Consider the following 25,169-nt stretch of genomic DNA (forward strand, 5'->3'; position numbering starts at 1 on the left):
AGACGCCGGGTTCTATCGGCGGCGGATCGCCCGAACAGTCCTCGACACGATGAAGATCAACTACAAGCGCGCATCTCGGCGGTGATCGCCCAGCGCTCGTGATCGCGCCACGCCCCGTCGATGAAGAGCATCTTCGGCGAGAACCCCTCGAGCCGGAAGCCGCAGGCGCGGGCGAGGCCGATGGAGGCGGCGTTGCCCGGCTGGACGTTGATCTCCAGCCGGTGCAGCCGCATGGGGCCGAAGGCGTGGCCGACGACGAGGTCGAGGCCCTCCTTCATCAGCCCGCGTCCGGCCGCGTGCGCGAAGGCGCCGTAGCCGAGGGCACCGCTGAGGAAGGCGCCCTCGACGATGTTGTTGATGTTGATGAAGCCGGAGATGTCCCCGCCGTCCTTCTCGCAGATCAGGAAGCCGGCCTTCGTGGGGTCCTCGATCAGCCGGGAGGCGTACGCCGTGTAGGCGTCGGCGCTGTCCGGCGGGAACAGCCACGGGTGGTGCAGATCCTTGCTCTGCCGGGCCCGTGCGGCGAACTCGGGGCCGTCGTCGTAGGCGAAGTGGCGTATGCCCACGCGGGGCCCTTCGGCGAGCCAGCGGGATGCATGGTGCGGCATTCGAACACTGTACGACGCGACCGGCGCCCGTGCGCGTCGTACCGCAGAGGCCCGTCAGGAGGACCGCGCGGGACCAGGGGCCCGGTCAGGTCAGCGCCGGCTCGTCCAGCGTCAACGTACCCGCCTCCGCGTCGAGTTCGGCCGTGACGCCGAACGGGATCGTCAACGCCCCCTGCCCGTGCCCGAATCCGAACTCCTCGGCGACGGGCACGCCGAGCCCGCCGAGCCGGTCGGCGAGCAACGCCCGCAGCTGCTCGTACGGGCCGCACTGTTCCCAGGAGCCGAGCAGCACCCCGTGTACGCCCTCCAGCCAGCCGGAGCGCAGGAGCTGGGTGAGGTAGCGGTCCAGGCGGTAGGTCTCCTCACCGGTGTCCTCCAGGCACAGCAGTCCGCCCCGCGCGGACGGCCGGGCGTGCGGGGTGCCCAGTTCGGCGGCGAGCAGGCACAGGCAGCCGCCCAGCAGCACGCCCCGCGACCGCCCGGGCACCAGCGCGCCGCCGCCCGAGGTGATCGTCCGGACCGTCTCCGGGGCGAACAGCGTGGCCCGCAGATGCTCCTGGGCGCGGGCGCTCTTGACGAAGTCGATCCCGGCGGCCATCGGCCCGTGCAGGGTGACCAGGCCGAGCCGGGTGGCGAACGCCTCGTGCAGCGCCGTGATGTCGCTGAAGCCGACGAACACCTTCGGTCCGGCGGCCGCCATCGCGTCCCAGTCGAGCAGGTCGGCCATGCGCTGCACGCCGTAGCCGCCCCGCGCGCACAGCACGGCGTCGACGGCCGGATCGCACCAGGCGGCCTGGAGGTCGGCGGCCCGGTCCGTGTCGGTCCCGGCGAGGTAGCCGAAGTCGCGGTGCCGGTCGAGCACATGGGGTGCGACGACCGGGTCCAGGTCCCAGCCGCGCAGCACGTCGAGCCCGGCCTGCAGCCGCTCCTCGGGCACGGGTCCGCTGGGTGCGACGACGGCCACGCGGGCGCCGGGAGCGAGGCGGCGGGGCCGCAGCAGCGGCTTCACCTGGTCAGCTCCAGCCGCGGGACGCCGGTCACATGCATCCCGAACACCTGGGCGTACAGGGACAGTTCGGCCTCCAGGGCGCGGATCATGGTCTCCGCCCGGCGGAAGCCGTGCCCCTCCCCCTCGAAGGCGATGTAGGCGTGCGGCAGCCGCCTCCCCTCGATGCGGGCGAGGAACCGCTCGCACTGCTCGGGCGGGCAGATCACGTCGTCGAGCCCCTGGAGCAGCAGGAAGGGCGCGGTGATCCGGTCGGCGTGCGTCAGGGGCGAGCGCTCGGCGTAACGTTCCGGGCTGAACGGTCCGACCAGGGAGTCGAGATAGCGGGACTCGAAGTCATGGGTGCCGCCCGACGCCCAGCCGATGAGGTCGAGCACGGGGTAGATGATCGTGCCGCAGGCGTAGACGTCGGTGGCCGCCAGGGAGGCGGCCGCGGTCCAGCCGCCGGCGCTGCCGCCCCGGATCGCCAGCCGGGCCCGGTCGGCGGTGCCCTCCTCGGCGAGGGCGAGCGCGACGGCCGCGCAGTCCTCGACGTCGACCACTCCCCACTGTTCCCGCAGCCGCTCGCGGTAGGCGCGCCCGTACCCGGTGGAGCCGCCGTAGTTGACCTCGGCCACTCCGATGCCGCGCGAGGTGAAGTAGGCGATCTCCAGGTCCAGCACGAGCGGGGACCGGCCGGTGGGCCCGCCGTGCGCCCACACGACGTACGGGGGCAGCTCGCCCTCCGGTGCCGCGCAGTGCGGGTGGTGGGGCGGGTACACATGGGCGTGGATCTCGCGTCCGCCGGGGCCGGTGAAGGTCCGGGCCTGCGGCTCGGGGCAGTAGGCGGGGTCGACGGCGTCCTCGTGGGCGGCGCCGATCACCCGGGCGCGTCCGGTGCAGGTGTCCAGCTCCACGACCTCGCCGCCGCCGCGCACACCGGCGCCGACGGCGAGGACCCGGTCGCCGTGCACGGCGAGGGTGGCGGCGAACTCGGTCCACGGGCCGACGGCGTCGACCAGGTCGCCGGTCTCCGGGTCGAGTATCCCGAGGACGGCGGGCCCCCGCCCGTGCAGCACGGCGATCAGTCCGCTCTCCAGCGGCGCGAACCAGCGCTGCCCCAGCTTCCACAGCGGCCCGCCGAGCTCCTCCTCGCGTGGGCACAGCGGCTCGCCGTCGCGGTAGAGGTTCCACCAGCCGGTGCGGTCACTGGCGTACAGCAGCCGCCCGTCCGCCGACCAGTCGGCCTGCGCGACGGACTCCTGCTCACCGCCCGCGACGACCCGCGGCTCCCCGAAGGTTCCGTCCGGGCCGACGTCGGCCACCAGCAGTTCGGTGCCGTCCCACGGCATCCGCGGATGGTCCCACCCCAGCCACGCGGCCCTGCGCCCGTCCGGCGCGAGCCGCGGCCCGGTGACGAACCGGTGCCGCTCACCGGCCAGTTCGCGCACCGCGCCGCGGTCCTCGGCGGCCGACCCGTCCAGCGGTACGGCGGCCAGGACGCGCCGCACGTCGGTGGGCGCCGGGCCGGTGAACTCCTCCAGCACGCACCACACCTCGCCGCGCGCGAGAAGGATCTGCGGTTCGGCCCAGCGCGGCCCGGCCGGGGTCAGCGGGCGGGGCTCACCACCGGGCTCGTACGCGTACAGCCGCTGGTCGGCGAAGTGCGTGAACACCACGAGCGGCCCGCCCTCGTGCAGCACACCGGCCCAGGGCCGTCCGCCGTACTCGATGACCCGGCTGCGCACGTTCCACGGCGCGGGCAGCACCGGCTCCTGCCGGCCGTCCGCGTGCCGCCGCACCAGGGTGCGCCGGCCGCCCTCGGTGGGGCGCGGCTCGGTCCACCAGGCCTCGTCGCCGACGAAGCCGACGTACTCGGGGTACCCGTCGTGGGCCGCTGCGAGCGCCGCGTCGACGGGCGACGGCCACGATCCGTACGGCAGGGTCTGCACGGTGTGTCTCTCCTAGGCGGTGCGCAGGAAGCGGTCGAGGACGCGGACGCCGAAGTGCAGTGCTTCGACGGGCACGCGCTCGTCGACGCCGTGGAAGAGAGCCTGGTAGTCGAAGCCCTCGGGCAGCTTCAGCGGCGTGAAGCCGTAGCCGGTGATGCCGAGCCGGGAGAACTGCTTGGCGTCCGTGCCGCCGGACATGCAGTACGGCACCACGTGCCCCTCCGGCGCGAACTCCTCGACGGCGGCGCGCATCTTCGCATACGTCGGCGAGTCCACCGGCGCCTGGAGGGCGACCTCGTGGTGGTGGAAGTCCCAGTCGACGTCCGGCCCGGTGAGGTCGTCGAGGGTCGCGCGGAACTCGTCCTCGTGGCCTGCCAGATGGCGTCCGTCGATATGGGCGACGGCTTCGCCGGGGATGACGTTGACCTTGTAACCGGCGTCCAGCATGGTCGGGTTGGCGCTGTTGCGGACCGTTGCCTCGACCAGCTGGGCGGCCGGGCCGAGCTTGCCCAGCAGCGCGTCCACGTCACCGAGGTCGGGCTCGACGCCGTACAGCGTGGCGAGTTCGGTGAGCGCGGCCCGCACGGTCGGGGTCAGGCGCGTCGGCCAGCTGTACTCACCGATGCGGGTGACGGCGGCGGCGAGCCGGGTCACCGCGTTCTCCGCGTTGACCTTGGAGCCGTGTCCGGCCCGGCCGCGCGCGGTGAGCTTCAGCCAGCCCGTGCCGCGCTCGCCCGCCGCGATGGGGTAGAGCTGCCGCCCGGAGCCGTCGTGGAAGGTGAAGGCGCCGGACTCGCTGACACCCTCGGTGCAGCCCTCGAACAGGTGCGGATGGTGGTCGGCGAGGAAGCCGGAGCCGTCCTCGGCGCTGGCCTCCTCATCGGCGGTGAACGCGACGACGATGTCCCGCCGGGGCCGGAAGCCCTCGCGGGCCCAGGCGCGCACGACGGCGAGGATCATCGCGTCCATGTTCTTCATGTCGACGGCCCCGCGCCCCCACACGACGCCGTCGCGCACCTCCCCGGAGAAGGGGTGCACGCTCCAGTCGCGCGTCTCGGCCGGTACGACGTCCAGGTGACCGTGGAGCAGCAGCGCGTCCGCGGACGGGTCGGTGCCCTCGATCCGGGCGACGACGTTGGTACGGCCCGGTGTCCGCTCCAGCAGCACGGGTTCGAGCCCCGCCCCGGCGAGCCGTTCGGCGGCGTACTCGGCGGCGGGCCGCTCCTGGCAGTCGCCGCCACCGCGGTTGGTGGTGTCGATGCGGATGAGGCCGGAGGTGAAGTCGACGACCTCGTGCAGGGCCTGCTGGTCAGCCATACTGCTCCTCCACGGCGGCCGAGGCGATGGTGGTGACCGCCTTGAACGTACGGATCCCCTCGTACATGGTGGCGCTGGTGTACGCCACCTTCCGCTCCCCGATCCGGCCGACGCCGGGCACGACGGTCGCGGCCATCGCCAGGTGCTCGGCGTCGAACTCGACGGCGACAGTGAACGGGCCGTCGTCCGCGGCTTCCTGACGCACCGCCAGCCGAGCGGCTTCCTTGGCGGCGGCGCGGATGTCGGCGGCGGTGCGGGCCGGGGTGCGGCACACGGCGGCGTACCGCGACACATGGTCCTTCACGGCGACCTTCAGCGCCTCGGGCGCGTAGCCGAGGGCGTCCTCGCAGGCGACGTCGTCCCCGGTCACCAGGATCACGGGCACCCCGTACTCGGCGACGACATGCGCGTTCAGCAGTCCCTCGCTCGCGCGTACGTCGTTCAGCCAGACGCCGGTGATCTGGTTGGCGAGGTAGGTGTGGGCCAGGACGCCCTCCATGCCGGCGCCCGCGTGGTAGCCGACGAACGCGATGCCGTCGAAGTCGCCGTGCTGCACGCCCTCGACCATGGACAGCGCCTTGTGCCGGCCGGTGAGCATCTGCGCCCGCTCGTCGAGCTGCTCCAGGAGCAGGTTGCGCATGGTCCAGTGGGCCTCGTTGATCAGCACCTCGTCGGCGCCGCCGTCGAAGAAGCCCTGCACGGCCGCGTTGACGTCGGACGTGAACATCGCCCGGCACCGCTCCCACTGCGGCGTCCCGGGCAGCACGTCCGCCGGCCACGTCACCCCCGTGGCGCCCTCCATGTCGGCGCTGATGAGGATCTTCATGCTGCGCCACGTTACGCGCCGACCGCCCCGGCGACCAGGCTCCGGCCCGGGTGTCCCCCCGCGACGCGCCGGAGCCCCCGCCGGACGCCACCGAGCGCGCGGGAGGACCCGCCCAGCACCTCGGGGTGCCCCGCGCCCACACCACAGGCGATCGAACCGGCCTTGGCCCCATCGCTGGGGCCACACCAGACCGCCGGGCCGCCCGAGCGCGGGACGACCCGCCCGCCGGGACCGTGACAGGCTCCCGGGCGGCCCGAACCGGGGCCTGTCCCTGGAGGACGGCGGCGGGCTATCGGGCCCCGAGCGGGCGGCCGGCCTCCGGGGAGTTGCCGTGGTCGACCGGCGGATGCCTGGGAGGGCCCGACCGTAGGCGGCGGCGCCACGTCGCCGGGTCACCCAGGAGCCGGAGGACCCCACCGCCGGTCACCCAGGAGCCGGAGGACCCTATCCCGGGGCGTCAGGCAGCCCGAGTGCGGGGTCCGTCCGCCGGAGGTGCCCGGCAGGCTGTCCGGCCGCCGTCCGCACACGCCGCCACCCGGCCGCGGGGGCGTGCGGCCGGGCAGTGCGCCGGTCCTGCGGTCCGCCGTGCCGGTGGTCAGGCCGCCAGGCCCAGCACCAGGGACGCCACCACGGGCGCCGCGTACACCAGCGGGAACGGCACGTGGGAGAACCAGCGGGCGCGGGCCACGGTGATCGCCGCGCCGAGGAAGTACAGGATCAGGCCGGCCGCGGCCAGCCGCCCGATCGCCGGCACGGCCAGGCCGACGAGCAGACCCGCCGCTCCGGCGGCCTTGGCCGCGCCCAGCCACGGCCACCAGCTGCGCGGGACGCCGTAGTCGGCCAGCGGCTTGACGGTCCACTCGGCGTGGAGGAAGACCGAGCCGGCGGAGAAGGCCGCCATGGCGGCCCCGAGGACCGTGACGACGAGGTAGGCGGTGGACATGGCTGCTGCTCCTTGGCGGTGACGACTGTGCTGCTCTGTCACCGGTCCGACGAGACACACGGCCCGGATGTGACCGGCACGGCGCAGCCAGGAGCTGTGACCGCGGTCACACCTGCCTGCGGGCCAGCACGAACCAGTGCGCGGGCAGCTCCAGCAGGCTGCCGTCGGGCAGGTACTCGGTCTGCGCCAGCGCCGTGTCGCCCTCGGCCAGGATCTCCAGGCCGGCCCCGCCCAGCAGGTGCCGGATCTCCTCGTCGGGGGCGTCGGCCGGCTTGAGTCCGTGCTCGAAGACCCGGCGCAGCTTGGGCCCCGGCCCGCCCGGCCCTTGCGCGGCCCGCTGCAGCACCGCGCGGGAGCCGGAGGTCAGCTCCACGACGAAGGCCCGGCCGCGGGCGCCGGTCAGCTCGGCGACGGCGGCCGCGACCGCGGACCGCGCCTCCGGCTCGCTCTGGTGGATGACCGCCCGCATATAGACGTTGGTGTCGCCCAGCCGCTCGTGCAGGGCGCGCACGGCGTCCGCGTCGGTCAGGTCGAGCTGCTGGAACTCCACCCCGTCGCCTTCCCCGCCGCGCCGCGCGTGCTCGACGGCCGCGTGGGACAGGTCGACGCCGACGGCCCGTGCGAACCGGGTGGCGAGATAGCGGGTCTGGGTGCCGTTGCCGCAGCCGAGGTCGACGACGGGCAGCGCCGGGTCGGCGTGGGGCAGCAGCAGCTCGGTGTGCGGGACGGCGGTCAGCTCCACACCGGCGTCCCATATCGCCTCGCCCGGCTCGTCGGAGGTCTTCTCCCAGTAACTCTCCCAGGCGTTGCGGTAGTTGTCCGAGACGTTCATGCGTGCTCCCCAGGGTCGGCGTCATGATCGACATATCGCGACGCCCGGGGGCACGACAAGGGGTCGGGGGCAGGCTTTCACCCGGTGTTCGAGGAGATGGTCAGGATGTCAACGCCTGTTCGAACCACACGGTCTTGCCGTTGCCCTGCACGCTGGCGCCCCACTCCCGGGCCAGCCGGCTGACCACGCGCAGCCCCCGCCCGTACTCCTGCTCCCGCCCGGAGTCGAGCAGGGCGGGCAGTTCGGCGCCTTCGTCGGTGACCTCGACGAGCAGCGCGTCCGCGAGGACGAGCCGCAGCCCGATCCGCCGTCCGCCGGTGTGCCGCACGGCATTGGTGACGACCTCGCTGACGAGCAGCTGTGCCGTCTCCACCGCGTCGGCCAGGTCCCAGCGCAGCAACTGGTCGCGGACCAGCCGGCGGGCGCGGCCCACCTCGCGCGGATCGTGGTCGAGCGGCCACTCGGCGATGTGACCGGCGGGGATGCCGTTGAGCCGGGCCATGAGGAGCGCGACGTCGTCCTTGCGTTCGCCGCGCGTGTTGAGGGCCCGGATGATGGTGTCGCAGGCGTCGTCCATGGACGCCGCGGGATGGGCGGCGGACTCGCACAGCGCGGCCAGCCCGTCCCCGATGTCCGCGCCGCGCACCTCGACGAGCCCGTCGGTGCACAGCACGAGCCGGTCACCGGGCGCCACCCGCACCACGGCGGTCCCGAAGGGGACGCCGCCGATGCCGATGGGTGCGCCGGTCGGCAGGTCGAGCAGCTCGCTGCGCCCGTCCTCGGCGCGTACCAGCACCGGCGGGATGTGCCCGGCGTTGGAGATCCTCAGCTCGCCGTGGATCGGGTCGTACACGGCGTACAGGCAGGTGGCGAGGTAGGTCTCGCCGAGCCGCCGGGCCAGGTCGTCGAGGTGGCGCAGCAGCTGCGCTGGTGGCACCTCCATGGCGGCCATGGTCTGCACGGCCGTACGCAACTGGCCCATCATGGCGGCGGAGTTCAGGCCGTGGCCCATCACGTCGCCGACGACGAGGGCGGTGCGGGCGCCCGGCAGTTTGATGGTGTCGAACCAGTCGCCGCCGACCCGGCCGAGGCGGGTGCCGGGCAGATAGCGGGTGGCGGTGTCGCAGCCCGCCATGCGCGGGGCGACCTGGGGCAGCATGCTGTCCTGGAGCGTCTCGGCGACGTTCTCCTGGTAGGTGTACATGCGGGCGTTGTCGAGCACGAGCCCTGCGCGGGCGGCGAGTTCGGCGCCGGTGGTGCGGTCCATGTCGTCGAACGCGGCGCGGTCGGGGCGGCGCATGAGCACCATGAAGCCGAGGACGACGTTGCGCGCCTTGAGCGGCACGATCAGCAGGGAGCGGCCGGTGATCAGCGGCCTGAGGTCGCGCTTTTCGAACTCGCCGGAGATCCGCTCACTCAGCTCGGGGCCGACCCGCTCGATGAGGACCGGTTCGCCCGTGACCATGCACCGGTAGAAGGGCGTGTGCTCGGGGAAGGCGAAGGTCTCACCGACCGGGACGGTGTCGTCCCAGCGGCCCGGTTCGTCGTTGTGCTCGACCCAGACGCGGTGCATCACCGTCTGGGCGTCCGGCGGCCCGTCCGGGAAGTCCTCACCGGCCAGGACGGCCGCGCGCAGATGGGTGCCGGCGAAGTCCGCGAAGCGGGGCACCGCGGCACTGGTGACCTCGCGGATCGTCGCGTCGAGGTCGAGGGAGGAGCCGATGCCCCGGCTGACCTCGTTGAGGAACTCCAGCCGCTCGCGTACGGCCGCGTACTCCAGGTCCTCCTCCGCGCCCGCCGGTACGGCCGCCGGCGCCACCGTCCGCGTTCGCTCGACGAGCGCCGGCGCGCCCCGGTCGGCGCGGCGCGGCACACCCCAGTCAGGAGTGACGGGCACGCGGTCGAACTGGCTGAACTCCAGGACCGGGTAGCCCAGTTCGAGTACCTGCGAGACGATCCGGGCGCTGGGACCGGGGCCCATGTTGGGCAGGATCTCCGGCAGCCGGCGGGCCAGGCCGCCGGCGTCGGGCAGTTCGGTGTGGCGGGCGAAGCCGGGGGAGATCCGCTCGATCACCTCGTCGTCGTAACCGCGTTCGGCGTGCAGCCGGGCCGCGTCGGCGGCGAGCACCAGCAGCCGGGCGGAGTCGGGGCCGACCAGTGGGTAGGCCCACCACAGGACGTCGAGGCGGTCGCCCTCACCGGGGTGGGCGACGCGCGCCCGGCCCGCCGCCGGGTAGGCCGTGCGGCCGCCGAGCGAGGCGCCCAGGTCGGGGCCGAGGCCGTCGTACGCGTCGTAGGCGTCCAGTGTCGGCCCGTCCTCCAGGTCCTCGGGCAGCGCGCCGGATACCGGCAGCAGATCGACGGCGGCGTGGCCGACGGCGTCCTCACGTGCGGTGCCGAACAGCCGCCGCGCGCCGGTGCTCCAGTGGGACACCAGGCCGCCCCGGTCGACGACGACCACGGCGAGCGGAATCCGCCCGGCGTCCGCCCGTGCGGTCTTGCCGCCGGCAGCGCGGCCGGGGTGCACGCCCGCTTCGGTGCCATGGTCCATGACCCAGGCCCCTTCTCCCCCTCGACGTCACGTGGGTTCCCCGTGGGTGCCGCGCACTCAAGATCTGCGCCGCTCTCCCACGGTACGGTGACCGCGCACCGCGGTGTACGGCAATCACAGGAATTGCCGCGACCGGATGCGCCGTCACGCGCCCGGCGGCTCAGTCCTCGTGGCCGAGTTGCAGGTCCCGTTCGGTGCGGCCACCGCCGGCCACCTGCAGGACGGTGGCGACGGGCGGGTAGCCGGCGGCGATGACGGTGTACTCGCCGGACGACAGGTCGACGAAGCGGAACGTGCCGTCCCCACCGGTGGTGAGGGTGTCGACGACGTTGCCGGCCGCGTCGAGCAGCGTCACGCGCGCGTCCTCCACCGGCCGGCCGCCGCTCGCCCGCACGGTGCCGCGCAGCACGGCGCCGCCCGCGAGTTCGACGTCCTGCCGGGTCTCGCGGGAGGCCTGCACGGTGACCGGGAGGGCGGCGGGGCGGAACGCGGGGGCGCTGGCGGCGAGGGTGTACTCGCCGGCGACGAGTTCGGTGATGACGTAGCCGCCCTCGCGTCCGCTGCGGGTGGTGGCGACGACCTCGCCGTGCACATTGGTGAGGGTGACGGTGGCGTCCCGCACGGGGGTGCCGTCGGCGGTGAGGACGCTGCCCGCGAGGCGTCCGGCGCCGCCGAGGACGACGTCCAGCTCGACGGGCCGCTCGCCGACGGTCACGGAGACGGCCTGCGGCTGGTGCCCGCCCGCGGCGGCGATCAGGACGTACGCGCCGGAGCCGGGCGTGGCCAGCGCGTACCGCCCGTCCTCGCCGCTGGCGCCCCGGCCGATCTGCTGCCCGGCGACGTCGATGAGGGTGAGCGCCGCGCGCGGTACGACGGTGCCGTCGGGGTGCTGCACCGTGCCGCAGACGGGGATGCCGGCGGCGTGGGGGGCGCGGGCCTGCGGGACGGCGGCGTGCACGGGCCCGGTCTCCGTCTCGGGGGCGGGAGCGTTGTGGGACTCTGCAGTGGTCAACAGGGGGGTCTCCTTGAGGAAGAAGGCGATGAGGAGGCCGAGGACGAGCACCGGCACCAGGTAGAGGAAGATGCGCGGCATGGCGTCGGCGTACGCCTGGATGTAGGCGTCGCGCAGGGCGGGCGGCAGCCGGTGGACGAGCTGCGGGGTGATGGACTCGGCGTCGGGCAGCGCGGCACCCGCGCGTGCCGGGAGGCGGTCGGCGAGGGCGTCGGTGAGCCGGTCGGCGAAGAGGGTGCCGAAGATCGCGGCGCCCACGCTGCCGCCGATCTGCCGGAAGTAGTTGTTGGCGCTGGTGGCGGTGCCGAGGTCGGCGGGGCGCACCGAGTTCTGCACGGCGAGCACCAGGACGGGCATGACCAGGCCGATGCCGGTGCCGAGCACGGCCATCCAGATGCTGTAGTGCAGCCGCGGGGTGTCCGCTTCGAGCCGGGACAGCAGCCACATGCCGAGCGCGGAGACGGCACCGCCGAGCACCGGGTAGAGCTTGTAGCGGCCGGTGTGGCTGATGAGCTGGCCGGAGACGACGGAGGCGACGACGATGCCGCCCATCATGGGCAGCATCAGCAGTCCGGACTCGGTGGCGGAGGCCCCGTCGACCATCTGCAGGAAGGTCGGCAGATAGCTGGCGGCGCCGAAGAGGGCGACGCCGATCACCAGGCCGACGAGCGCGGAGACGTTGAAGACGGAGTCGCGGAACAGCCGCAGCGGGATGAGGGGTTCGGCCGCGCGGTGCTCGGTGAGCAGGAACAGCGCGGCGGCGACGACCGCGCCTGCGCCGAGCCCGGCGATGACGCGCGAGCCCCAGGCGTATTCGGTGCCGCCCCAACTGGTCAGCAGCACCAGGCAGGTGGAGGCTGCGGCGAGCAGCAGGGTGCCGAGGACGTCGAAGCGGGGCCGGGCGGTGGGCTTGGGCAGTTTCAGCACGACGGTCACGACGGCGAGGGTGAGCAGGCCGAAGGGGACGTTGATGTAGAAGCACCAGCGCCAGGAGAGGTGGTCGGTGAAGTAGCCGCCGAGCAGCGGTCCGGCGACGGAGGCGAGGCCGAAGGCGGCGCCGATCAGGCCCATGAACCGGCCGCGCTGCCGGGGCGGCACGATGTCCGCGATGATCGCCTGGACGCCGATCATCAGGCCGCCCGCGCCGACGCCCTGCACGGCCCGGAAGGCGATCAGCTGATCCATGCTCTGCGCCCGTCCGGCGAGCGCGGAGCCGATGACGAAGACGACGATCGCGAACTGGAAGACACTCTTGCGGCCGAGCAGGTCGCCGAGTTTGCCGTAGACGGGCAGTCCGACGGTGGAGGTGAGCAGGTAGGCGGTGATCGCCCAGGACATCCGCTCCAGGCCGTGCAGCTCGCCGACGATCTTCGGCAGGGCCGTGGCGACGATCATCTGCTCCAGCGCGGCGAGCAGCAGCGCGAGCATCAGCCCGAGGAAGACCAGGCGCACCTGGCGGGGGGTGAGCCCGGCCGGATCGCCGGGCTCGGGCGCGGGAGGGGCGGGCGGCGCCGCGACCGGCGGTTCCCGCAGCTCCTCCTGCGTCAGGGTGATCCCGCCCACGTGCCGCTCCCCTCGTCGCGCCTGCCACACAATTCCCGCGTAAGGCGACAACTACGGGCAGGCGAGACGAGTTACGGCGAATCGGCGCGTCGAACGGAGATCCACTCGAACCGGTGACGGAGTCAAGGCCCTTCGAGGGGCGTGGACTTGTCAGATTCCGGACCTCACCGGCGACCGGTCACTTCTCGGCCTCGGCGGCGAGCTTGGCGAGCATCGCGTCGTAGATCCGGGCGAGCCCCTTGGGCGCGAAGGTCTTCTCGAAGAAGCCGCCGATGCCGCCGGCGCCCTTCCAGGTGGTGGTCACCTGCACCCGGGACCTCCCCTCTCCGGCCGGGGTGACGGTCCAGGTGGTGACCATGGAGGAGTTGCGGTCCTTCTCCACCAGCTGTCCGTCGGTGGGCTCGGTGACCTCCAGCAGGCAGTCGCGGACGCGCTTGCTGGTGGCCTGGAGCTTCCAGTGGACGAGGGTGCCCTCGCCGTCGCCGCCCTCGCGCACCTCGTACTCGCTGAAGTGCTCGGGCAGCAGTTTCTCGCGCGCGCCGCTGTAGTCGGCGAGGGTGTCGAACACCTTCTCCGGGTCCGCCGCGACGACCCGCTCGGTAGTGGCCTCGACCTGCGCCATCGGATCCCTCCAGGACCTCGTGTTCTCGGGCTTGGGGCAAGCCAACCACCCCTCCGCACGGCCACCCAAATCGGGGTGCCGGAAGTGATCGATCGGGGGTCTTCGGATGACCGGAGATGACGCTCGCACGATCAAGGGAACAGATGTTCTATTCTGTCGCCGGAGGCACCGGGTCTTCGCCAGAGCTACCGAGGAGGCGTCATGCGCTGGGAGAACCTCACCGTGGACTCCGGCGAGCACGGCCGGGCCGAGGACGCCGCGCTGTTCGGCGCGGACGCGGTGGTCCGCCGGACGATCGAGTCGCCCGAGTTCCGCGGAATCACCTTCCACGAGATCCGGGCCCGCTCGATCATCAACCGGGTGCCCGGCGCCTCGCGCATGCCGTTCGAGTGGACGGTGAACCCCTACCGGGGCTGCTCGCACGCGTGCGTGTACTGCTTCGCCAGGAAGACGCACAGCTATCTGGACCTGGACACCGGCATCGGCTTCGACACCCAGATCGTGGTCAAGGTGAACGCTCCGGAGCTGCTGCGTCACCAGCTGGCCTCACCGCGCTGGCAGGGCGAGCACATCGCGATGGGCACGAACGTCGACTGCTACCAGCGCGCCGAGGGCCGCTACCGGCTGATGCCGGGCATCATCGGCGCCCTGCGCGACCGCGCGAACCCCTTCTCCATCCTGACCAAGGGCACGCTGATCCTGCGCGACCTGGAGCTGCTGAAGCAGGCGGCCGAGGTGACCGACGTCGGCATCTCCGTCTCGGTCGGCTTCGTCGACGGCGAGCTGTGGCGCACGGTGGAGCCGGGCACCCCCGCCCCGCAGCGGCGCCTGGAGGTCGTACGCACCCTGGCCGGACACGGCATCGGGTGCGGGGTGCTGATGGCGCCGGTGATCCCCTTCCTCGGCGACCGGCCCGAGCAGCTGCGGGCGACCGTGCGGGCCATCGCGGAGGCCGGCGCGACCTCGGTCACCCCGCTGACGCTGCACCTGCGGCCCGGGGCGCGGGAGTGGTTCATGACCTGGCTGCGGCAGCACCACGCGTATCTGGTGCCGCGCTACGAGCGGCTGTACGCCGCGGGCGCCTACGCGCCGAAGTGGTACCAGCGCCGGATCACCCGTCAGGTGCACGAGCTGGCCCAGGAGTACGGGATCGGTCCGGCCGGCCCGGGCCTGCCCCGCCGGGTCCGCCCTGCGCAGGCGACCGGCACCCCGGAGTCCGAGCCGACCCAACTGTCGCTGATCTGAGAGCGTTCGAGGGCATCCGGCGGCCCAATTGGGTCAAGTATCGCCGGAACACGTTCCCCGGGGGTCCCTTGCCGGGACGATGCGGCGTGGACCGTGAATCTCGCGGCCACCACCCTCCGTCCTGGGAGGACCCCCATGAGCAAACGCGCAGCCGCGCTGTGCGGCGCCGCCGCCGTACTGGCCGGAGCCCTCACGGCCGCACCCGCGCAGGCCGGAGCCGCGCACGGCGCACCCACCGCCCACGTCACCTGGAAGAAGTGCGGCACCACCGACTATCCGACGCTCCAGTGCGCGTCGCTGACGGTGCCGCTGGACCACTCGAACCCGGACGGGCGGCAGATCACCCTCGCGCTGTCCCGTGTCCCGCACACCGCCCCGGCGTACCAGGGCCCGCTGCTGGTCAACCCCGGCGGTCCCGGCGGCAGCGGGCTCACCCTCGCCGGGTTCGTCGCCTCCTCGCTGCCCAAGGCGGTGGCAGCGCAGTACGACGTCATCGGCTTCGACCCGCGCGGCGTCGGCAAGTCCCGCCCCGCCCTGGACTGCGAGCCCGGTCACTTCAAGCCGGTGCGCCCCGACTCGGTGCCGGCGACCGGCGCCCTGGAGCAGGCCGATCTGCGCCGGGCCGCCTCCTTCGCCGCGGCCTGCGGCAGGACGTACGCGGACCTGCTGCCCTACATGGACACGGTCAGTGCCGTGCGGGACATGGACGCCATCCGCGCGGCGGTCGGCGCGCCGAAGCTCAATTACTTCGGTTACTCCTACGGCACCTACCTGGGCGCCGTCTACGCCCGGCTGTTCCCCGAGCGGGTGCGCCGTCTGGTGCTGGACTCGATCGTCGACCCCGCCGGTGTGTGGTACGACGACAACCTCACGCAGGACTACGCCTTCAACGACCGCCACCGGGCGCTGATGTCCTGGATCGCCAAGTACGACGCCACCTACCACCTGGGCACCGACCCGGAGAAGGTGGAGGCGAAGTGGTACGCGATGCGGGCGGCCCTCGCCGGGAAGCCGGCCGAGGGGAAGGTGGGTGCCTCAGAGTTGGAGGACACCTACATCCCCGGCGGCTACTACAACGGCTACTGGCCCTACCTCGCCGAGGCCTTCTCCGCTTACGTCGCCAAGAAGGACACGGCGCCGCTGGTCGAGGCGTACGACAACTTCGGCGCGGTGGGCGCCTCCGGTGACAACGGCTACAGCGTCTACACCGCCGTGCAGTGCCGGGACGCCTCCTGGCCGCGCGACTGGCGGCAGTGGCGCAAGGACAACTGGGCGGTGTACGAGAAGGCGCCGTTCATGACATGGAACAACGCCTGGTACAACGCGCCGTGCGCGTTCTGGCCGACGTCCGCGCAGCAGCCGGTGCGTGTGGCCAACGACCGGCTGCCCCCGGCACTGCTGTTCCAGGCGACGAACGACGCGGCGACCCCGTACCGGGGCGGCGCGACCGTGCACCGCTTGCTGCGCCGCTCCAGCCTGGTGGTGGAGCAGGGCGGCGGCAACCACGGCATCACGCTCAGCGGCAACGGGTGCCTGGACCGGTATCTGTCGGCGTATCTGGCCGACGGCACGGTGCCGCGCGGCGGCGGGGGCGTGGACGCGGTGTGCGCGACGCTGCCCGACCCGAAGCCGCTCGGCACCAAGGAGGCGTCCAGCGGCTCGCGGGGCTCGGCGCTGCACGGGCTGCTCGGCTTCCGCAGCTGAGCGGGCCTTTGACGTCCCGTCGGGGACGGTGGTTGTCAGACCCGTGCTCCACGATGGACGCATGAGTGAGCTGACGAGAATCACCGCCCCCGGCGGAGTCGCGCCCGCGGCGCAGTACAGCCATGTCGTGATCGGCACCGGCCGCCTGGTCGCCGTCTCGGGGCAGCTGGCGCTGGCCGAGGACGGCAGCGTGGTCGGCGAGGGCGATCCGGCCGCGCAGGCCCGCCAGGTCTTCGACAACCTCCGCCGCTGCCTGGACGCGGCCGGGGCCACCTTCGACGACGTCGTCAAACTGACCTACTTCGTCACGGACATGGCCCATATGCCGGCGATCCGCGCGGCCCGTGCCGCACACATACCGGACGACCGTCTCCCGGCGTCCACGGCCGTCCAGGTGGCGGCGCTGGTGCGCCCGGAGTTCCTGATGGAGGTCGAGGCGCTGGCGATCACTCCGGCCTGATCTGCGCTCACCGCTGCGTGGGGATGCGGGCCAGCGCGTGGACCGCCGCTTCGGCGAGGGCCGGGTGGGCCAGGGCCTCGGTGAGGACCTCCCGGGCGCGGGCGTCGGCCAGGGTGCCGAGCCCTTCCACGCAGGCGAGGGCCACCCTGCGGTAGGGGTCGTGCGGGCTCAGGCGGCGGCGCAGCGTGGTGATCAGGGCCGGCACGGACTCCGGCGCGTCCAGGGCCGCCAGCAGGCGGACGGGGTGCAGGGCGTAGGCCACGCGCAGTTCGTTGGTGGCGAGGGCGGCGGCCGCGCGGGCGGTGCGCGGGTCACCGAGGCGGGCCAGGGCGTGTGCGGCGGACGCGCAGCGCTCGGGGTCGCGGTGGTTGAGCAGCAGGACGAGGGCCTCGAAGGCGCGCCGGTCGCCGGCCCGGCCCAGCCGGAAGGCGGCCAGCTCGCGGGCCCACAGCGGCTGTGCCGGGGCGGTCAGTACCCGGGCCAGCACATCGGAGTCGTCCGCGGTGAGCAGCCGCTCGAAGTCCGGGCCGCCTCCCGACTCCCGCCGTAAGCGCTCCGTGAGCGCTCGCAACTCTTCGTCCATGCCTGAGAGGGTAGGGCGCCCGGGGCGTCGAGGGACGTACATCACAAAGACCGAGGGCTGGCGTGCTCGTTACCCGCCGGTTAAGCTCAAGCGAGCGAGTTACCCACTCGCATTCCCCGTGGCGGTTTGGTGACGCAGCCCCACGGGAGCAGTCGGTTCGGTACTTCATGTACCGCAGTGCGACCCGGCCTCGGGACAGGGCCGGTCGGTTCTTCGCCGTTCCACGGGCGTGTGCACGCCCGCCCCGCTCTCGGGTCCGCCCGAGCGGGGTACCGGCGACGGCACCGGGCGTGTGCGCTCAGCAGCCCGGACATCACACCCGCACTCCTGCACGCACCCGGTGCGCCCCCGCGGCGCACCCGGGCGCTCCCCTCGTCGTCACCCTCATTCCTGGAGTCCCGCGATGGCCACTCCCCTGTCCCCCAGCTCTCCCTCCGCCCTGCAGAAGATCGCCGTCGTCGGTCTCGGCACCATGGGCACCGGTATCACCGAGGTCCTGGTCCGCGCCGGCCGCGAGGTGACCGGCATCGACATCAGCGAGGCGCAGGCGGCGAGTTGCGTCGCCGCCCTGGAGACGTCCACCGCCCGCGCGGTCGAGCGCGGCCGGCTGACCGAGCAGGAGCGCGCCGACGCTCTCGCCCGCTTCAGCACCGCCACCGAGCTGTCCGCGGCGGCCGACGCCGACCTCGTCATCGAGGTGGTGCCGGAGTCGTACGAGATCAAGCAGCAGATCTTCCGCGAGCTGGACGGGATCGTGCGTCCCGAGACCATCCTCGCGACCGGCACCAACGCCCTGTCCGTGACCCGGCTGGCCGCCGACTCGGCCCGCCCGGAGCGGGTGCTGGGCCTGCACTTCTTCAACCCGGCGCCGGCCATGAAGCTGGTCGAGGTCGTCTCCTGTGTGCTGACCGCGCCGCAGGCCGTCGCCGCGGTCACCGACCTGGCGATCGAGCTGGGCAAGGAGCCCGTCGCGGTCGGCGACCGCCCCGGGTTCGTGGCGGACGGGCTGCTGTTCGGCTACCTCAACCAGGCGGCCGCGATGTACGAGGCGAAGTACGCCTCCCGGGAGGACATCGACGCGGCGATGCGGCTCGGCTGCGGCCTGCCGATGGGTCCGCTCGCGCTGCTCGACCTGATCGGCATCGACACCGCGCGGACGGTCCTGGAGGCCATGTACGCCGCCTCCCGGGACCGGCTGCACGCCCCGGCGCCGATCCTGAAGCAGCTCAGCGAGGCGGGACTGACCGGCCGCAAGACGGGCCGCGGCTTCTACACCTACGAGGCCCCCGGCAGCGCCACCGTGGTGCGGGACGCCTTGACCCCGCTGGAGGGCAGCAGTCTCACCCCCGGCCGCCCGGTGCGCTCGGTCGGCGTCGCGGGCTCCGGCACCATGGCCTCCGGCATCGCCGAGGTCTTCGCCAAGGCCGGTTACGAGGTCGTGCTCGCCGCCCGCAGCGAGGAGAAGGCGCAGACGGCGAAGGCCCGTATCGGCAAGTCGCTGGCGCGCTCGGTCGACAAGGGCCGGATGACCGCCGAGGCCGCGTCTCAGACCCTGGAGCGGATCACCCCGGCGGGCTCCTACGACGCGTTCGCCGACGTCGACCTGGCGGTCGAGGCCGTCGCCGAGGACCTGGAGGTCAAGCGGCAGCTGTTCGCGGCCCTGGACAAGGTCTGCAAGCCGGGCGCGGTCCTGGCCACGACGACGTCCTCGCTGCCGGTCGTCGCCTGCGCCCGTGCCACCTCGCGCCCGCAGGACGTGATCGGCATGCATTTCTTCAACCCCGCGCCGGCGATGAAGCTGGTCGAGGTGGTCCGTACGGTGCTCACCGCCGACGACGTGCACGCCACCGTCCGCGAGGTCTGCGGCAAGATCAGGAAGCACGCCGTGGACTGCGGCGACCGTGCCGGGTTCATCGTCAACGCGCTGCTCTTCCCGTACCTGAACAACGCGATCAAGATGGTCCAGGAGCACTACGCCTCGCTCGACGACATCGACGCCGCGATGAAGCTGGGCGGCGGCTACCCGATGGGCCCCTTCGAGCTGCTGGACGTGGTCGGCCTGGACGTCTCGCTGGCCATCGAGAAGGTCCTGCACCGCGAGTTCCGCGACCCCGGTCTCGCGCCCGCGCCGCTCCTGGAGCACCTGGTGGCCGCGGGCTGCCTCGGCCGCAAGACGGGCCGCGGCTTCCGCGAATATGCCCGCCGCTGAGCATTCCGGCGACTGGTCCGGGGTGGACCGGGACCGTGCGGACTGGGGCGGGCTGCTCGATCCGGCCGCCCCTCCCCCGCCCTTCGAGGGCGGGGGAAGCCCCGGACCTGCACAGAGAGCTGCGCCCATGCAGTACGTTCGGGTCATGTCCCAGCCCGCCAAGTCCTCACGTACCTCCGCCACGCCCGACGCGCCGGAAACCGCCGCGGGCTCCCGCGCGGCTGCCCAGCGGCTGAAAATGCGCCGAGAACTGGCGGCCGCCGCGATGGAGCTCTTCGCGACGAAGGGGTACGAGGCGACCACCGTCGACGAGATCGCCGCCGCGGCAGGCGTCGCCCGCCGCACCTTTTTCCGCCACTTCCGCTCCAAGGAAGAGGCGATCTTCCCGGACCACGACGACACCCTGGTCCGCGCCGAGGCGGTGCTCAACGCGGCCCCGGCGCACGAGCACCCGCTGGACACGGTGTGCCGCGGCATCAAGGAAGTCATGAAGATGTACGCGGCCCGCCCGGAGATCTCCGTGGCCCGCTACAAGCTCACGCGCGAGGTGCCCACCCTGCGCGAGGCGGAGATCGCCTCGGTGGCCCGCTACGAGCGCCTGTTCACCCGCTATCTGCTCGGGCACTTCGACGAGCACGCGCACGACGACGACGCCAACGACGACCCGCTGCTGGCCGAGGTCGCCGCCTCGGCGGTGGTCACCGCGCACAACCACGTCCTGCGGCGCTGGCTGCGGGCCGGCGCCCAGGGGGACGTGGAGGCGCAGCTCGACCACGCCTTCGCGATCGTGCGCAAGACGTTCGGTACGGGGATCATGGCCGGGCGTTCCGCGCCGCCCGCGCCCCCGACCGCGGCGACGACGTCCGCACAGGGGGAGGTGCTGGTGACGGTCGCCCGCACCGACGCGCCCCTGGAGGAGGTCATGCGGACCATCGAGCAGGCCCTGAAGGAGCGCTGACCGCCCGCTCCGCCGCTGTGACAACGGCCACCCGTTCCGGGTGGCCGTTTTGGCGTATCCGGAGCCGTTTTCGACCGGCTTTCCACCCGCCTTCCAGGGTCATTCGATCGATCATCGCTCATTTGTTACGTAAAGATTTCATCTGAGAGCAAGTTCTGGCACTCAGTGCCTTGTCACCTGACACGCTGTGCCATACGTTGAGAGTGTTCCGGGCGGCCGGCGCACAGCGAAACCGCGATGTGCCGGCTGTCCCCGCAAGCCCCTGGCCTGCGCGCCCGGACGCCTGCGTCACAGGCACCCTCCCGCGCCACAAAGCGCTGCCGAACAGCACCACCCGCCGAACCGACGGCACACCCTCGACCCTCAGCAGCACCGACGTACCCCTCAGCGTCCCTCCCTCAGGGCGCTCACCGCCGGAGGCAATACCGTGACCGTGAAGGACATCCTGGCCGCGATCCAGTCGCCCGAGACCACCTCGGCCGACTTCGCCAACCTGACGCTCCCCGAGTCGTACCGCGCGATCACCGTCCACAAGGACGAGACGGAGATGTTCGCGGGCCTGGACACCCGCGACAAGGACCCGCGCAAGTCGATCCACCTGGACGAGGTCCCGGTGCCGGAACTCGGCCCGGGTGAGGCCCTGGTGGCCGTCATGGCCTCCTCGGTCAACTACAACTCGGTGTGGACCTCGATCTTCGAGCCGGTGTCGACCTTCGCCTTCCTGGAGCGCTACGGCAAGCTGTCCCCGCTGACCAAGCGGCACGACCTGCCGTACCACATCATCGGCTCCGACCTGGCCGGCGTCGTCCTGCGCACCGGCCCCGGCGTCAACGCCTGGCAGCCCGGCGACGAGGTCGTCGCCCACTGCCTGAGCGTCGAGCTGGAGTCCCCCGACGGACACGACGACACCATGCTCGACCCCGAGCAGCGCATCTGGGGCTTCGAGACCAACTTCGGCGGCCTCGCCGAGATCGCGCTGGTCAAGTCCAACCAGCTGATGCCCAAGCCCAAGCACCTGAGCTGGGAGGAGGCCGCCGCCCCGGGTCTGGTCAACTCCACCGCCTACCGGCAGCTGGTCTCCCGCAACGGCGCGGCGATGAAGCAGGGCGACAACGTCCTGATCTGGGGCGCGAGCGGCGGCCTCGGCTCCTACGCCACCCAGTTCGCGCTGGCCGGCGGCGCCAACCCGATCTGTGTCGTCTCCTCGCCGCAGAAGGCGGAGATCTGCCGGAAGATGGGCGCCACGGCGATCATCGACCGCAACGCCGAGGGCTACAAGTTCTGGAAGGACGAGCACACCCAGGACCCCAAGGAGTGGAAGCGCTTCGGCAAGCGCATCCGTGAGCTCACCGGGGGCGAGGACATCGACATCGTCTTCGAGCACCCCGGCCGCGAGACCTTCGGCGCCTCGGTCTACGTCACCCGCAAGGGCGGCACCATCACCACCTGCGCCTCGACCTCGGGCTACATGCACGAGTACGACAACCGCTACCTGTGGATGTCCCTGAAGCGCATCATCGGCTCGCACTTCGCCAACTACCGCGAGGCCTACGAGGCCAACCGTCTGATCGCCAAGGGCAAGATCCACCCGACGCTGTCGAAGACGTACTCCCTGGAGGAGACCGGCCAGGCGGCCTACGACGTGCACCGCAACCTGCACCAGGGCAAGGTCGGCGTGCTGTGCCTGGCGCCCGAGGAGGGCCTGGGCGTGCGCGACCAGGAGATGCGCGCGCAGCACATCGACGCCATCAACCGCTTCCGGAACGTCTGAGGGAGCGAGGGCCCAGATGACTGAGCGTCAGCCCGCCGAAGGCAGGCGGGAGAAGGACCGGCCGTGGCTCATGCGCACGTACGCCGGTCACTCCACGGCCGAGGCGTCCAACGAGCTGTACCGGCGCAACCTCGCCAAGGGCCAGACGGGCCTGTCGGTGGCGTTCGACCTGCCGACGCAGACCGGCTACGACTCCGACCACATCCTCGCCCGCGGCGAGGTCGGCCGGGTGGGCGTGCCCGTCGCGCACCTCGGTGACATGCGCCGGCTGTTCCAGGACATCCCCCTGGAGCAGATGAACACCTCGATGACGATCAACGCCACCGCCATGTGGCTGCTGGCGCTCTACCAGGTCGTCGCCGAGGAGCAGGGCGCGGACATCACCAAGCTCCAGGGCACGACCCAGAACGACATCGTCAAGGAGTACCTGTCCCGCGGGACGCACGTCTTCCCGCCGGGTCCGTCGCTCCGGCTGACGACGGACATGATCGCGTACACGGTCTCCCACATCCCGAAGTGGAACCCGATCAACATCTGCAGCTACCACCTGCAGGAGGCCGGGGCCACGCCGGTGCAGGAGATCGCGTACGCGATGTCCACCGCGATCGCCGTGCTCGACGCCGTGCGCGACTCCGGCCAGGTGCCGCAGGAGCGCATGGGCGATGTGGTCGCCCGGATCTCCTTCTTCGTCAACGCGGGCGTCCGCTTCGTCGAGGAGATGTGCAAGATGCGCGCCTTCGGCCGCATCTGGGACAAGATCACCCGCGAGCGGTACGGCATCGAGAACCCCAAGCAGCGCCGCTTCCGCTACGGCGTCCAGGTCAACTCGCTCGGTCTGACCGAGGCGCAGCCGGAGAACAACGTCCAGCGGATCGTGCTGGAGATGCTGGCCGTCACCCTCTCCAAGGACGCACGCGCGCGTGCCGTGCAGCTGCCCGCCTGGAACGAGGCCCTCGGCCTGCCCCGGCCCTGGGACCAGCAGTGGAGCCTGCGCATCCAGCAGGTCCTGGCCTACGAGAGCGACCTGCTGGAGTACGACGACATCTTCGAGGGCTCGAAGGTGATCGAGGCGAAGGTCGACGAGCTGGTCGAGGCCTCCCTCGCGGAGATCGAGCGGATCGAGGAGATGGGCGGCGCGATGGCCGCCGTCGAGTCCGGCTACCTGAAGTCGCAGCTGGTCGCCTCGCACGCCGAGCGCCGGGCCCGGATCGAGTCCGGGCAGGAGAAGATCGTCGGCGTCAACGTCTTCGAGTCGACCGAGCCCAACCCGCTCACCGCCGATCTCGACACGGCGATCCAGACGGTCGACCCGGCGGTCGAGGCCCAGGTCATCGCCTCGCTGCAGCACTGGCGGGACACCCGCTACCAGCCGCCCTTCAACCACCCGCGCCCGTGCAAGGCGCTGGAGAAGCTGAAGGAGGCGGCGCGCGGCAGCGACAACCTCATGGAGGCCACCCTGGAGTGCGCCCGCGCCGGCGTGACGACCGGCGAGTGGGCCGGGGCGCTGCGCGAGGTGTTCGGCGAGTTCCGGGCTCCGACGGGTGTGTCGTCGGCGCCGGTGGCGGTCCCCGCCGAAGAGGGCTCGGCCATGTCCGAGGTGCGCCGCAAGGTCGACCTGACAGCGAAGGACCTCGGCGTCGGCAAGCTCCGCTTCCTGGTCGGCAAGCCGGGCCTGGACGGGCACTCCAACGGCGCCGAGCAGATCGCGGTGCGCGCCCGTGACGCCGGGTTCGAGGTGGTCTACCAGGGCATCCGGCTCACGCCCGAGCAGATCGTGGACGCGGCCCTGGCCGAGGACGTGCACGCGGTGGGGCTGTCCATCCTGTCCGGCTCGCACGCGCAGCTGGTGCCGGACGTGCTGGACCGGCTGCGTGTGGCCGGTGCCACAGATATACCCGTGATCGCAGGTGGCATCATCCCCAGCGGGGACGCCGCGCAGCTCAGGGCCGCCGGAGTGGCCGCCGTCTTCACCCCGAAGGACTTCGACATCACCGGGATCATCGGCCGCATCGTCGACGAGATCCGGACAGCGAACAAGCTCGACCCCCTGGAGGTCCCCGCATGACCACGCCTGTCAACCGCCTTCGCCCGCGGCGTTCCTGCCTGGCGGTGCCGGGCTCGAACCCGCGCTTCCTGGAGAAGGCCCAGGGCCTCCCCGCCGACCAGGTCTTCCTCGACCTGGAGGACGCGTGCGCGCCGCTCGCCAAGCCCGAGGCGCGGCACACCATCGTCAAGTTCCTCAACGAGGGTGACTGGACCGGCAAGACGCGCGTGGTCCGCGTCAACGACTGGACGACCGAGTGGACCTACCGGGACGTCGTGACGGTGGTCGAGGGCGCCGGCCAGAACCTCGACTGCATCATGCTGCCGAAGGTGCAGAGCGCCGAGCAGATCGTCGCCCTCGACCTGCTGCTGACGCAGATCGAGAAGACGATGGGCTTCGAGGTCGGCAAGATCGGCATCGAGGCGCAGATCGAGAACGCGCAGGGCCTGAACAACGTCAACGCGATCGCGCAGGCCTCCCCGCGCGTCGAGACGATCATCTTCGGCCCGGCCGACTTCATGGCGTCGATCAACATGAAGTCGCTCGTCGTGGGCGAGCAGCCGCCCGGCTACCCGGCGGACGCCTACCACTACATCCTGATGAAGATCCTGATGGCCGCCCGCGCCAACAACCTCCAGGCGATCGACGGCCCCTACCTGCAGATCCGCAACATCGACGGCTACCGCGAGGTCGCCCAGCGCGCCGCCGCCCTCGGTTTCGACGGCAAGTGGGTGCTGCACCCGGGCCAGGTCGAGGCGTCCAACGAGATCTTCTCGCCCTCGCAGGAGGACTACGACCACGCCGAGCTGATCCTGGACGCGTACGACTACTACACGTCCGAGGCGGGCGGCAAGAAGGGCTCCGCGATGCTCGGCGACGAGATGATCGACGAGGCCAGCCGCAAGATGGCGCTCGTGATCTCCGGCAAGGGGCGCGCCGCCGGCATGCAGCGCACCAGCAAGTTCGAGATTCCGGAGGCGTGAG

Annotated in this window: 19 protein-coding genes; 8 read left to right on the plus strand and 11 right to left on the minus strand. The window is 72.2% G+C overall.

Going from position 1 to position 25,169, the window contains the following annotated elements; translation table 11 throughout:
* Nucleotides 1–56: 56 nt before the first annotated feature.
* From AB0J12_RS00810 to AB0J12_RS00855, 10 genes are all read right to left on the minus strand, one after another.
* Entirely contained in the window at nt 57–608 is a 552-nt protein-coding gene (locus AB0J12_RS00810) for a GNAT family protein (protein WP_363261940.1), read from the minus strand.
* 85 nt (nt 609–693) lie between these two features.
* Entirely contained in the window at nt 694–1,617 is a 924-nt protein-coding gene (locus tag AB0J12_RS00815) for an LD-carboxypeptidase (RefSeq protein WP_363261941.1), read from the minus strand.
* A complete protein-coding gene (locus AB0J12_RS00820; RefSeq protein ID WP_363261942.1) occupies nt 1,614–3,545 on the minus strand; it encodes an LpqB family beta-propeller domain-containing protein in 1,932 nt (643 codons plus the stop codon). Before AB0J12_RS00820 ends, AB0J12_RS00815 begins: the two co-directional genes overlap by 4 nt.
* 12 nt (nt 3,546–3,557) lie before the next feature.
* Nucleotides 3,558–4,862 carry a M20/M25/M40 family metallo-hydrolase gene (locus tag AB0J12_RS00825; RefSeq protein WP_363261943.1) on the minus strand — a complete coding sequence of 435 codons (1,305 nt, stop codon included), beginning with the start codon at nt 4,860–4,862 and terminating at the stop codon, nt 3,558–3,560.
* The gene (locus AB0J12_RS00830) at nt 4,855–5,688 is read right to left on the minus strand and encodes a M55 family metallopeptidase (RefSeq protein WP_363261944.1); all 834 of its coding nucleotides are present in this window, start codon (nt 5,686–5,688) and stop codon (nt 4,855–4,857) included. Before AB0J12_RS00830 ends, AB0J12_RS00825 begins: the two co-directional genes overlap by 8 nt.
* A 595-nt stretch (nt 5,689–6,283) precedes the next feature.
* On the minus strand, nt 6,284–6,631 hold the full coding sequence (locus AB0J12_RS00835; RefSeq protein ID WP_363261945.1) for a DoxX family protein: 348 nt from the start codon (nt 6,629–6,631) through the stop codon (nt 6,284–6,286).
* A 106-nt stretch (nt 6,632–6,737) separates the two neighbouring features.
* Nucleotides 6,738–7,463 carry a methyltransferase domain-containing protein gene (locus AB0J12_RS00840; RefSeq protein WP_363261946.1) on the minus strand — a complete coding sequence of 242 codons (726 nt, stop codon included), beginning with the start codon at nt 7,461–7,463 and terminating at the stop codon, nt 6,738–6,740.
* A gap of 100 nt (nt 7,464–7,563) precedes the next feature.
* A complete protein-coding gene (locus AB0J12_RS00845) occupies nt 7,564–10,014 on the minus strand; it encodes a SpoIIE family protein phosphatase (protein WP_363261947.1) in 2,451 nt (816 codons plus the stop codon).
* Between the two features lie 160 nt (nt 10,015–10,174).
* Nucleotides 10,175–12,589: an MFS transporter gene (locus AB0J12_RS00850; RefSeq protein WP_363261948.1), complete on the minus strand. Its 2,415-nt coding sequence runs from the start codon at nt 12,587–12,589 to the stop codon at nt 10,175–10,177.
* 178 nt (nt 12,590–12,767) lie between these two features.
* Complete coding sequence (locus AB0J12_RS00855; protein WP_363261949.1) at nt 12,768–13,211, minus strand: SRPBCC family protein; 444 nt, start codon at nt 13,209–13,211, stop codon at nt 12,768–12,770.
* Nucleotides 13,212–13,412: 201 nt separating this feature from the next.
* On the opposite strand from AB0J12_RS00855, the gene AB0J12_RS00860 reads away from it, so the two are divergent.
* From AB0J12_RS00860 to AB0J12_RS00870, 3 genes are all read left to right on the plus strand, one after another.
* Nucleotides 13,413–14,456 carry an Rv2578c family radical SAM protein gene (locus AB0J12_RS00860; RefSeq protein ID WP_363261950.1) on the plus strand — a complete coding sequence of 348 codons (1,044 nt, stop codon included), beginning with the start codon at nt 13,413–13,415 and terminating at the stop codon, nt 14,454–14,456.
* A 135-nt stretch (nt 14,457–14,591) separates the two neighbouring features.
* The gene (locus AB0J12_RS00865) at nt 14,592–16,160 is read left to right on the plus strand and encodes an alpha/beta hydrolase (protein ID WP_363261951.1); all 1,569 of its coding nucleotides are present in this window, start codon (nt 14,592–14,594) and stop codon (nt 16,158–16,160) included.
* 61 nt (nt 16,161–16,221) lie between these two features.
* Nucleotides 16,222–16,620, plus strand: a complete 399-nt coding sequence (locus AB0J12_RS00870; RefSeq protein ID WP_363261952.1) for a RidA family protein — start codon at nt 16,222–16,224, stop codon at nt 16,618–16,620.
* A 7-nt stretch (nt 16,621–16,627) separates the two neighbouring features.
* Here the strand turns inward: AB0J12_RS00870 and AB0J12_RS00875 are convergent, their stop codons facing one another.
* Nucleotides 16,628–17,203 carry an adenylosuccinate lyase gene (locus tag AB0J12_RS00875; RefSeq protein WP_363261953.1) on the minus strand — a complete coding sequence of 192 codons (576 nt, stop codon included), beginning with the start codon at nt 17,201–17,203 and terminating at the stop codon, nt 16,628–16,630.
* Between the two features lie 403 nt (nt 17,204–17,606).
* Here AB0J12_RS00875 and AB0J12_RS00880 point away from each other — a divergent pair, with 403 nt between their 5' ends.
* The 5 genes from AB0J12_RS00880 to AB0J12_RS00900 all read left to right on the plus strand — a co-directional run bounded on the left by AB0J12_RS00880 (nt 17,607) and on the right by AB0J12_RS00900 (nt 25,168).
* A complete protein-coding gene (locus AB0J12_RS00880) occupies nt 17,607–19,412 on the plus strand; it encodes a 3-hydroxybutyryl-CoA dehydrogenase (protein WP_363261954.1) in 1,806 nt (601 codons plus the stop codon).
* A 145-nt stretch (nt 19,413–19,557) separates the two neighbouring features.
* Nucleotides 19,558–20,370, plus strand: coding sequence for a TetR family transcriptional regulator (locus AB0J12_RS00885; protein WP_363261955.1), 813 nt, complete (start codon nt 19,558–19,560; stop codon nt 20,368–20,370).
* A 433-nt stretch (nt 20,371–20,803) separates the two neighbouring features.
* Nucleotides 20,804–22,141, plus strand: a complete 1,338-nt coding sequence (ccrA, locus tag AB0J12_RS00890) for a crotonyl-CoA carboxylase/reductase (protein ID WP_363262269.1) — start codon at nt 20,804–20,806, stop codon at nt 22,139–22,141.
* Nucleotides 22,142–22,157: 16 nt separating this feature from the next.
* A complete protein-coding gene (locus AB0J12_RS00895) occupies nt 22,158–24,206 on the plus strand; it encodes a protein meaA (RefSeq protein ID WP_363261956.1) in 2,049 nt (682 codons plus the stop codon).
* Nucleotides 24,203–25,168: a CoA ester lyase gene (locus AB0J12_RS00900; RefSeq protein ID WP_363261957.1), complete on the plus strand. Its 966-nt coding sequence runs from the start codon at nt 24,203–24,205 to the stop codon at nt 25,166–25,168. The genes AB0J12_RS00895 and AB0J12_RS00900 overlap by 4 nt, the downstream gene beginning before the upstream one ends.
* Nucleotide 25,169: the final 1 nt, after the last annotated feature.

It is taken from the genome of Streptomyces sp. NPDC049915 (genome assembly GCF_040656475.1).
In the GTDB taxonomy this organism is placed as follows: Bacteria; Actinomycetota; Actinomycetes; order Streptomycetales; family Streptomycetaceae; genus Streptomyces.

Coding starts and splice junctions, on each gene's coding strand:
- AB0J12_RS00885 (WP_363261955.1), top strand. CDS start 19,558: ATGTCCCAGCCCGCCAAGTCCTCACGTACCTCCGCCACGCCCGACGCG.
- AB0J12_RS00840 (WP_363261946.1), bottom strand. CDS start 7,463: ATGAACGTCTCGGACAACTACCGCAACGCCTGGGAGAGTTACTGGGAG.
- AB0J12_RS00875 (WP_363261953.1), bottom strand. CDS start 17,203: ATGGACGAAGAGTTGCGAGCGCTCACGGAGCGCTTACGGCGGGAGTCG.
- AB0J12_RS00845 (WP_363261947.1), bottom strand. CDS start 10,014: ATGGACCATGGCACCGAAGCGGGCGTGCACCCCGGCCGCGCTGCCGGC.
- AB0J12_RS00870 (WP_363261952.1), top strand. CDS start 16,222: ATGAGTGAGCTGACGAGAATCACCGCCCCCGGCGGAGTCGCGCCCGCG.
- AB0J12_RS00810 (WP_363261940.1), bottom strand. CDS start 608: ATGCCGCACCATGCATCCCGCTGGCTCGCCGAAGGGCCCCGCGTGGGC.
- AB0J12_RS00825 (WP_363261943.1), bottom strand. CDS start 4,862: ATGGCTGACCAGCAGGCCCTGCACGAGGTCGTCGACTTCACCTCCGGC.
- AB0J12_RS00860 (WP_363261950.1), top strand. CDS start 13,413: ATGCGCTGGGAGAACCTCACCGTGGACTCCGGCGAGCACGGCCGGGCC.
- AB0J12_RS00835 (WP_363261945.1), bottom strand. CDS start 6,631: ATGTCCACCGCCTACCTCGTCGTCACGGTCCTCGGGGCCGCCATGGCG.
- AB0J12_RS00880 (WP_363261954.1), top strand. CDS start 17,607: ATGGCCACTCCCCTGTCCCCCAGCTCTCCCTCCGCCCTGCAGAAGATC.
- AB0J12_RS00900 (WP_363261957.1), top strand. CDS start 24,203: ATGACCACGCCTGTCAACCGCCTTCGCCCGCGGCGTTCCTGCCTGGCG.
- AB0J12_RS00830 (WP_363261944.1), bottom strand. CDS start 5,688: ATGAAGATCCTCATCAGCGCCGACATGGAGGGCGCCACGGGGGTGACG.
- AB0J12_RS00895 (WP_363261956.1), top strand. CDS start 22,158: ATGACTGAGCGTCAGCCCGCCGAAGGCAGGCGGGAGAAGGACCGGCCG.
- AB0J12_RS00865 (WP_363261951.1), top strand. CDS start 14,592: ATGAGCAAACGCGCAGCCGCGCTGTGCGGCGCCGCCGCCGTACTGGCC.
- AB0J12_RS00855 (WP_363261949.1), bottom strand. CDS start 13,211: ATGGCGCAGGTCGAGGCCACTACCGAGCGGGTCGTCGCGGCGGACCCG.